Here is a 9,991-nt window from a genome sequence, read left to right as displayed (position 1 = left end):
CTTGTTCAATATTAAAAAGATGTTAATTTTTGTATAAACTAGTACTATGTATTACATATTAATAAAAAAATAAATACATTTGCAACATCAATCATCAATCAAAAATAACCCAATGAGACTAAAATTATTTTTTCTATGCCTTATTATGCCTTTGCTTTCTATGCAGGCACAAAACAATTTAACGATTACCGGAAAAGTGGTCGACAAATCAGGGCAGCCAATTTCTTATGCTACGGTAACGATTAAGGAAGGCACAGCAGTAATTACAGGAAGTATCACAGACGACAATGGTGATTTCGAAGTAAAAGGACTTGCTCCTAAAAATTACGATATCGAAATACAGTTTATCGGATACAAGCCTTATAACGGAAAAGCAGATTTGGCTTCCGGTCAAAAAAGCCTGTCTTTGAACAGAATTACGCTTGCAGACGAAGCAACACAACTGGAAGGTGTTGAAGTTATTGCAGAGCGTTCAACGATAGAGCAGAAAATCGACCGAAAAGTAATCAACGTGGGGCGTGACCTTACTACGGCAGGTGCAACGGCTTCTGAAATCATGAACAACATTCCAACGGTGAATGTTGACCAGGATGGAAAAATCTCTTTGAGAGGAAACCAAAATGTCAGAGTATTGGTAGACGGAAGACCAACCAACATAGACCCCGCTCAATTGCTAAAGCAAATTCCTTCTACCTCAATCAAGAAAATTGAATTGATTACAAACCCGAGCGCGAAATACAATCCGGAAGGAATGTCGGGTATCATCAATATTGTCTTGCACAAAAACTCCAATAATGGTTTTAACGGAAGCTTGAATTCCGGAATTACTTTTGCCAAAGATGCCAAATTCAACAACTCTCTGGATATGAACTACAGAACAGGAAAAGTAAACTTCTTCGGGAATGCAGGTAGCAACTTCGGAAAATATTACAATGATGGTTTCATCCAAAGATTTGACAACAATTCACAGCAAGTACTTGATATTGTAAACGACAACGAATCTTATTTGTATAAGATTGGCATGGACTACTACATCGATGATAACAATACGCTTTCATTCTATACGAACCAAAACTCTATGAATGGTAAAGGAAATGTAGATACCGATATCCGCTATTTGAATGGCGACCTGCCAAATGTGCTTCAACTGGGAAGATATAAAACAGACAATAATAGCGGAGCCTACAACCTGGCCTATAAGCATAAGTTTGCAAAAGAAGGACATACTTTGGATTTTGAAGGAAACTATAACGATTATGAGCAGACTCAAAATGCGAACTTCAATACAACGACATTCAATACTCCGGCAGAACAGGTTGTTTATGGTGATAAAATCAAGGATGAAAGAAAAACGACAACTTTAAACCTGGATTACGTAAATCCTTTGTCTGAAAAGTCAACTCTTGAATTGGGTGCTGAGGCAAGAATTACAAGAACAACCAATGATTATACAACCGGAAACTTATTGGTTCCGATTGAAAACAGAAGTTCAAACTATACCTACGATATAGATATTTATTCTGCTTATGCTACTTTCGGACAAAAGTTTGAAAAGTTCAGCTACCAGCTTGGAGCACGTTTTGAAAGCTACAAAGTAAAAGCCAACCTGAATGTAAACAATAGCAATGTAGCCTTTGATGACGATTATTTTACTGTTTATCCATCGGCTTACCTTACGTATAACCTGACAGAGAAAAACATGTTCCAGTTAAGTTACAGCCGTCGTGTTGACAGACCAAGTTTGGAGCAGACAAAACCAATCAGGGAATTTGCAACGCCTTTGGTTACCGGTTTAGGTAATCAGGAATTGGAGCCACAGTTTACCAACTCTGTAGAATTGAACTACACCAGAATACTTTCAAAAGGTTCAATTACCGGAGGTATTTACTACAGATTGATTAATGACGAAATCAACAGGGTTTTATATTCTGACGAAACAACAGACAATCCAAATGACCTGATTATGAGTTGGGCTAACTTTGACAACAACTCTGCTTACGGATTTGAAGTGTCTGCGAACTACAAAATCACAAAATGGTGGGATGTACAGCCTTCTGTAGACTTCTCAAACATTACCCAAAAAGGTCTGGTTTCTGTATTGAGACCCGGAACAACAGACCAATTTGATTTTGTAAGAAAAGAAATTGATGCAGCCGCATTTAATGCAAGACTGAACAGTAACTTCAAAGCGACAAAAAATTTAAGTTTCCTTCTGTTCGGATTCTTTAGAAGTGGTGTTGACGGAATCCAAAACGACAGCAAGGACATGTATAAGATTGATATGGGAGGCCGTTATTCATTGCTAAACAACAAACTGAACTTCAGCGTTCGTTTCAATGATGTCTTCAATATGATGGAATACGGTTTCGACAGCAAACACCCTTATCCAAGCACAGGAACTTTCAGATGGGAAAGCCAGAGTCTTTACTTCGGAATCAACTATATGTTTGGTGGAGGTAAAAACAGGGCACTTCAAAGAAAGTACCGTGAAGACAATACCAAACAAGGTGGCGGTATGTTCTAAGAATCAATTTTTAGGTTTTTTTATATATTGGGTTAAAAATGAAAAACTCGGAAGTGATGCCTCCGAGTTTTTCTATTTTATACAACTGCCATTTAAGGAAATATTTCTATTTCTGCGCCTACTTTTACCGCCTCATACAATTCATCAATTTCATAATCGGTTACGGCAATACAACCGGCCGTCCAATCTTTCCATCGGTGGAACTTTGACCGATAGCCCCTCCCGTTCCGAAGTCCGTGAATTTTTATATCACCTCCGGCTGATTTCCCTAAAGCTGCGGCATCTTCCAAATCTTTTTCATTAGGATATGAAACTCCCAGGTTTTTGTGAAAAGCACTTTCCGGATTCTTTCCGTCAATCGTATAAGTCCCTTCCGGAGTTTTACAGTCGCCTTCAATTTCTTTATGTCCTACCGGATTTTTGCCCAAAGCTATCTTATAGGTTTTTAAAAGAATCCCACCGGAATAGACATTCATTTTCCTTTTTGACTTATAAACTTCTATCCTGTCGATAATCTTATCTTTCGGCAATTTTTCCCCACGATAAAAATAGTAGAGAAGAATTGAGATTGGGATGATTAGGAGGAGCATTTTTTTGAGGTACTGAGGTACTAAGGTTTTGAGTTTCTTTGACTAAGACTTTATTTTACAATAACGTTGCCAAAATCATATTATTGAGGGCCTAAGGTTCTGATTTACTAAAACACTAAGGTTTTGGGAATTCTTCAACTTAAGGACTTTAGTACCTTAGCCACTTAGAACCTTGTTTACCTTTTTTACTGTTTTTCAACTTAGAACCTTAGTACCTTAGCTACTTAGAACCTTAGCCACTTTTTTACCAACGAATAACAACACTTCCCCAGGTGAAGCCACTTCCAAAAGCAGCCAATACCACAAGGTCGCCAGATTTTATTTTTCCTTGTTCCCAGGCTTCTGTCAAGGCAATTGGAATAGAAGCTGCGGTAGTATTTCCGTATTTCTGGATATTATTATAAACCTGGTCGTCTGCCAGTTTGAATTTTTGCTGGATGAATTGGGAAATCCTCAAATTCGCCTGATGCGGAATCAGCATATTGATATCAGAAACATCCAAATTGCTGGCTTTTAATCCTTCCATAATTACTTCACTGAAACGAACTACTGCGTTTTTAAACACAAACTGTCCGTTCATGTATGGGAAATAGCTTTCATCATTCGGGTCATTATCAGCAATAATATCTGTCACCCATCGTCCGCCCATTCCCGGAGCTTTTACAATAAGTTCTTCCGCATATTGTCCTTCAGAATGCAGATGCGTCGACAAAATTCCTTTGTTTGTATCTACTTCTCTTGAAATGATTGCGGCTCCTGCACCATCTCCAAAAATTACAGAAACGCCACGTCCGCGTGTTGTCATGTCCAATCCTGTCGAATGTACTTCAGAGCCGATAATCAGGATGTTTTTATACATTCCGGTCTTGATATACTGGTCTGCAATTGACAAGGCATATACAAATCCTGAACATTGGTTTCGGATATCCAACGCTCCAACGGTATTCAATCCTAAATCTCTCTGTACTAAAACTCCAGGACCTGGAAAATAGTAGTCAGGACTTAGGGTAGCAAAAATGATAAAATCGATGTCCTCTTTTGCTACACCGGAACGTTCAATTGCAATTTTTGCCGCTTTCACACCCATTGACGTCGTAGTATTCCCGTCGCCTTTTACAATATGGCGTCTTTCCTGAATTCCTGTGCGCTCCTGAATCCACTCATCATTAGTGTCTATTATTTTAGACAAATCATCATTAGTAACAATATTTTCAGGAACATAATATCCTAAACCTGCAATTTTTGAATGATACATATTTTATTATTTCGTTAAAAATCAGACCGCAAATTTACGCATCCGCAAATTATCTATCGCACAAGTTAGCAAATATTTCAATATCAGCAATTGAGTGTGCGTTTTTGAAAGTACTTTTCTATAACTCCTTTTTATTTATTAACTAAATATTTTAGCACATGTAACAAGCTTGACTTATTTTAGACAAATATTTCATCAACCCTAATATAAATAATATGAAATTAAAGTTATCTATGCTTTTCCTGCTTGTCGGATTGACAGGATTTTCGCAGGAAGAACTTACTTACCAAAAGCCCTCCAAAGAAATTTTGGACCTGGCCGACTATGAAAGAGCTCCTTCGGTTTCGATGGACACCAAAAAAGAATACATGCTTCTTTCGTACCGAAACACCTACAAAACTCTTGATGAATTAAATCAGGAAGAAATGAGATTAGGCGGTTTGAGAATTAACCCAATTACGAATATCTCAAGTACCGTTACCTATATTAACAACCTGAAAGTCCGCAAAATCAAGGACAAGAATGAAACTCAGGTAACCGGCTTGCCACAAAATCCAAAAATCAGCAATATTTCCTGGTCACCGGACGAAAAGAAACTTGCTTTTACACACACTACAGCTACAGGAGTGGAATTGTGGGTTTTGGACATCGCTTCAGCAAAAGCAACCCGCTTAACAGAGGCAACTGTAAATGCCAACATGGGTAGTCCGTACAGCTGGTACAGAGACAATCAGAACCTATTGGTTAGGATGCTTCCTAAAAACCGTCCTGCCCTGATTGATTCTAAAAAAGACCTTCCAAAAGGACCTACGGTTTCTACCAGTGACGGTTCAAAATCACAAAACAGAACCTATCAGGATTTATTAAAAAACAAAACTGACGAGACTAATTTTGAAACCTTAGTAAGTTCTGAGCTTTATAAAATTGACCTTAGCGGAAAAGCGTCGCTGTATAAAAGTGCCGATTTATATGCCGGTGAAGGTTTTTCTCCTGACGGAAACTACATCATGATTACTACGATACAAAAGCCATTTTCTTATATCGTTCCTTTGAGCCGTTTCCCAATGAAGTCTGTAGTATATGACCTGACAGGAAAAGAAATTAAGGTGGTTAACGAAGTGCCTCTTTCTGAAATCATGCCAAAAGGTTTTATGGCTACCCGAAAAGGAAAAAGAAGCATGGGCTGGAGAAGCGATGCTCCGGCAACTCTTTATTTTGTTGAAGCTTTAGATGGCGGAGACCCGGCCAATAAAGTAGATTTCAGAGACGAAGTTTTCTTATGGCAGGCCCCATTTACTTCCAATCCTACATCTTTGGTTAAAACAGTACAACGTTACGGAGGAATTGTTTGGGGTAATAACACTACCGCTATTTTATACGACCAGTGGTATGACACCCGAAATGAAAAGACTTACTTATTCAATCCGTCAAATCCTGGACAGGCTCCAAAAGTAATCTTTGACAGAAACTCACAGGACATTTATTCAGACCCGGGAAGCTTCGAAACAATCAAAAATCAGTACGGAAGACAAGTATTGGCTCTTGAAAACGACAATGCCTTCCTTATTGGCCAAGGTCATACTAAAAATGGTCAGTTTCCATTTATTGACGAGTTCAACATCAAGACTTTCAAGACAAAACGTTTGTACCAATCGGCTTACAAAGACAAAAAAGAAAGTATCTTCTCTATTGAAGACTTCAAAAAAGGCGATGTATTAGTTCAGATTCAGTCAAAAAGCGAATACCCGAACTATTACTTCAGAAACATCAAAAAGAAGAATGAGCTAACGCAGATTACCAATTTCAAAAATCCGTTTGAAAGTATCAAAAACGTACACAAAGAAGTAATCAAATATAAAAGAAAAGACGGTGTAGAGCTTTCCGGAACATTGTATCTTCCTGTTGGTTATGACATGAAGAAAAAAGAGAAATTACCTCTTTTAATCTGGGCGTATCCTGAAGAATACAAAGACAAGAACAGTGCGGGACAAAGTTCTCAAAACCCGAACGAATTTACATTTCCTAACTACGGTTCTTTCGTGTATTGGGTAGCCAAAGGTTATGTAGTTTTGGATGACGCTTCTTTCCCAATCATTGGAGAAGGCTCAACAGAACCAAACGACACGTTTATCACGCAGTTGGTAGACAATGCTGCTGCTGCAATTGACGCAGTTGACAAGCTAGGTTACATTAACCGTAAAAAAGTGGCCGTTGGAGGACACTCTTACGGTGCTTTTATGACAGCTAACCTATTGACACATTCTGACCTGTTTGCCTGCGGTATTGCAAGAAGCGGTGCTTACAACAGAACACTTACACCATTCGGATTCCAAAGCGAGCAAAGAAACTACTGGGAAGTTCCTGAAGTTTACAATACAATGTCGCCATTTATGACTGCTGATAAAATGAAAACACCACTTTTGCTTGTACATGGTGACGCTGATAATAATCCGGGAACTTTCACATTGCAGTCAGAAAGATATTTCCAGGCCCTGAAAGGTCTTGGTGCTCCGGTAAGATTGCTTTTATTGCCAAAAGAAAGCCACGGCTATGCTGCTAAAGAAAACATCCTTCACCTGCTTTGGGAACAGGACCAGTTCTTAGAAAAGCACCTGAAAAACTAATTGGAATCATTTCCAAAAACAAAAATCCCGGAATCAAAAATTCCGGGATTTTTGTTTTAAGATATTTTATTATTCAGTTCCAGAAAAACAAAAGTTTCATTTTCAAGTGCACTATTGTGCTCAAAGAAAATAACCTGTTTTTCAAGTACCGCCTTAACCAGATACCGGTTTCCTTTAAAATAAGATTGTTTTACCAACACCTGTATAAAACCTGTCTGTGCCACTTTTAATTGATGCGGATACAAAAGCAGGTTGATCATTATCCCGTTTTCGTCTTCTACCGTAATTTCATTAATCTCACCAAAAAGCGAAGCTACATATTTGTTAACCGGATTAAAATACAACTCTTTTGACGGTGCTTTTTCAAGCATTCTACCCTTTTGCATCACAATGGTCTCATCGGCAAAAGAAAGCGCATCTGCGCTGTCGTGTGTAGCCACTATACAGGTAATTCCTTTTTTCTTCAGGTAAGCAAACAGGTTTCTGCGAAGGGCATTCTTTCTAAAGTTATCAATATGGCTAAAAGGTTCGTCCAATAGCAAAACTTCAGGCTCTAAAGCCAGAACTCTTGCCAAAGCTACTCTTTGCTGTTGACCTCCGCTTAAATACTTCGCCTTGGTTTTGGCATAATCAGACATTTCAACCATAGCCAGCAAATCGGCTACACGCTGTGCTTTTTCTTCTTTATAAACATTGGAAAGATATTTACCCACATTTTCCTCTACGGTTGTATAAGGCATCAGGTCAAAATCCTGTGCCAGGTATTTGATATAATCTTCTCCGGGAATCAGATTGTATTTTGGTCCTAAAATAGGCGTATCGCCATAAAAAATCTGTCCTTCATCCAAATCGTAAAGTCCATAAATTAGTTTTAAAAGCGTACTTTTTCCGCAGCCGCTTTCACCAATTATGGCAATATTCTGGCCTTTTTGAATGGTAAAACTGATGTTCTCTATTACTTGTTTTTCGGTATAACCGAAAGAAATATTCTGGACTGATAACATGAATGTGAATTGAAGATTGCAAAGTTAGCGAAACGGGAGTTAATCTTAAAAGAAAAAGGCCTCCCAAATGGGAAGCCTTTTTAATATATTCTAATGTTATTCTTAGAATTTGTAAACCAATCCTAATCTGATATCTCTCATATCAAGACCGAAATCAAAAGAATTTGTTTTTTCAGCACCGTCTGCATCTGGTTTAGTAGTTTCGAAACCTAAGATTCCGAAAGAAGCCTCAATTGCAAAGTTTTTAGCAAGGAAATAGCTAACACCTGGAGCTACTGCAACACCAAAACCGTCACCTTTGAACTCACCAAGTGTTCCTGCTTCTGCATCAAATTCATTATCATAGCTCATGTAGTTTACACCCAACTGACCGAAGATAGAGAATTTAGAAGCCGGAGTAAAGTAGTATCTACCAAAAGCACCAACAGAAAGAGTACTGTTTGTTGCATCTGCAGTACCTACATCAACTTTTGAAGACCCGTATCCGAATGCAAGACCTAAAGCAATGTTATCAGTTACAAAATAACCAGCACTTGGAGCAATTTCGAAATCACTAGTTTTGAAATCTCCAGTTTTAGTTGAACCAAAACCTACAGCACCAGAAATGAATACATCACCTTTCTTGAAACCTTCTGAAGTTTCTTCCTGAGCATTAGCAAATCCGAAAGCGAATACTGCTGCTACTGTTAAAACAATTTTTTTCATGTTTGTTTAGTTTTAAAATTATGCGGCAAAAGTATAAAAAAAATAACACGAAACAACTGACATGTTATTTTTCATTTATCATTAAATTCATACAAAAACCACATAGTTCTGAAAATCAGAAAATTATCACAAAAAAAGAGATAGAAACAGTCCATTTGAAAAATAAAAAAACCTCCTGTCAGGAGGCTTTTTTTATGTAATCTAAATTTTATTTCTTAGAAATGCAGCGCAAAACCAATTCTTACCTGAAAAACGTCATCATAAAAATCATCGTTTAAGCTTTTATTGAATCTTAAACCTGGTTCAATAGATACGTTTTGTCCTAAGAAGATGGCATAACCACCCTGGATTCCTAAATAGGAAGGATTTTCATCAGCATCTTTAATAGAAGCGCCGGAATAATCCAACTGAACAGGAATTTGGCTGATGATATAATACTTCGCACCAATTTTGTATGAGAATGCAGAAACATCGTCTCCCATATCTACATAACCCAAACCGGCTTTGATAGCCAAATCATCCATGACAAAATAACCACCTTCAGCACCAATAGACCATGTCGTTTCACCATCTGTAGAATCTAATCCAAAAGAAGTGTTAGCGGCATGAGCAGCACCAAACCCGGTATTTGCCTCAATTAACCATTTCCCCTTTGCAGTTTGTCCTGCATTGGCTGTACTTTTTGCATCCTGAGCATTCGCAAATCCGAAAGCGAATACTGCAGCTAGTGTTAAAACAATTCTTTTCATGTTTGTTTAGTTTTAAATTACTATCAAATTTATCAAATAATTAACATAAAAATTTGACATATTACTTTTGTTATTAACTATTAAATTAACAAAAATAAAATCCAAATCCCTGTATTTATCTGGCTTTAAGAACCAAAATGAAATATTTCAAAATAAAAAAGCCTTACATTTTTTGCAAGGCTTTTAAGTATAGTGAAATGGAATTAAAATCTGTAAACCGCATCAATTTGACAACCAGTAGTATTGATATCAAAACCGGTACGATATCATTACTATTCGTCAACCCGGCATTATATGTTAATCAAAGAACATACCGATTGGCAATTTATAATCTCTGCCAAAATTGGTAAAATTCAAACCCACTAACATCAAATTTAATTTCTTCCTGAGCATTAGCAAACCCAAAGAACCTATCACAATTACTGATAAAAAATTCATGTTCGTTAAGTTTTAAAACACAATCAAAATAGTAAGAAAAACACATGAAATGCCTGGCTTTCATGACTTTGTTTAACTTAATTTTAAGAAAAAAAATATTAA

The 9,991-nt window shown here is 37.4% G+C and carries 7 protein-coding genes; 2 read left to right on the top strand and 5 right to left on the bottom strand.

The window, feature by feature from the left end:
* Positions 1-112: 112 nt before the first annotated feature.
* Complete coding sequence (locus B0G92_RS06485) at positions 113-2,524, top strand: TonB-dependent receptor (RefSeq protein ID WP_101471494.1); 2,412 nt, start codon at positions 113-115, stop codon at positions 2,522-2,524.
* 92 nt (positions 2,525-2,616) lie between these two features.
* Here the strand turns inward: B0G92_RS06485 and B0G92_RS06480 are convergent, their stop codons facing one another.
* Both B0G92_RS06480 and B0G92_RS06475 read right to left on the bottom strand, forming a co-directional pair.
* Positions 2,617-3,114: a L,D-transpeptidase family protein gene (locus B0G92_RS06480; protein WP_101471493.1), complete on the bottom strand. Its 498-nt coding sequence runs from the start codon at positions 3,112-3,114 to the stop codon at positions 2,617-2,619.
* A gap of 244 nt (positions 3,115-3,358) precedes the next feature.
* Positions 3,359-4,369, bottom strand: a complete 1,011-nt coding sequence (locus tag B0G92_RS06475; protein ID WP_101471492.1) for a 3-oxoacyl-ACP synthase III family protein — start codon at positions 4,367-4,369, stop codon at positions 3,359-3,361.
* Between the two features lie 215 nt (positions 4,370-4,584).
* On the opposite strand from B0G92_RS06475, the gene B0G92_RS06470 reads away from it, so the two are divergent.
* The gene (locus tag B0G92_RS06470; RefSeq protein WP_101471491.1) at positions 4,585-6,993 is read left to right on the top strand and encodes a prolyl oligopeptidase family serine peptidase; all 2,409 of its coding nucleotides are present in this window, start codon (positions 4,585-4,587) and stop codon (positions 6,991-6,993) included.
* A 56-nt stretch (positions 6,994-7,049) separates the two neighbouring features.
* Here B0G92_RS06470 and B0G92_RS06465 read toward each other — a convergent pair whose 3' ends face one another.
* The 3 genes from B0G92_RS06465 to B0G92_RS06450 form a co-directional block, all read right to left on the bottom strand.
* A complete protein-coding gene (locus B0G92_RS06465; protein ID WP_101471490.1) occupies positions 7,050-7,997 on the bottom strand; it encodes an ABC transporter ATP-binding protein in 948 nt (315 codons plus the stop codon).
* A gap of 102 nt (positions 7,998-8,099) precedes the next feature.
* Positions 8,100-8,702 carry an OmpW family outer membrane protein gene (locus B0G92_RS06460; protein WP_101471489.1) on the bottom strand — a complete coding sequence of 201 codons (603 nt, stop codon included), beginning with the start codon at positions 8,700-8,702 and terminating at the stop codon, positions 8,100-8,102.
* 215 nt (positions 8,703-8,917) lie between these two features.
* Entirely contained in the window at positions 8,918-9,451 is a 534-nt protein-coding gene (locus B0G92_RS06450) for a hypothetical protein (RefSeq protein ID WP_101471487.1), read from the bottom strand.
* Between the last annotated feature and the right edge of the window lie 540 nt (positions 9,452-9,991).

The sequence above is a fragment of the Flavobacterium lindanitolerans genome, assembly GCF_002846575.1.
Classification (GTDB): Bacteria; Bacteroidota; Bacteroidia; order Flavobacteriales; family Flavobacteriaceae; genus Flavobacterium; species Flavobacterium lindanitolerans.
This window is presented reverse-complemented; position numbering and strand designations above follow the sequence as displayed.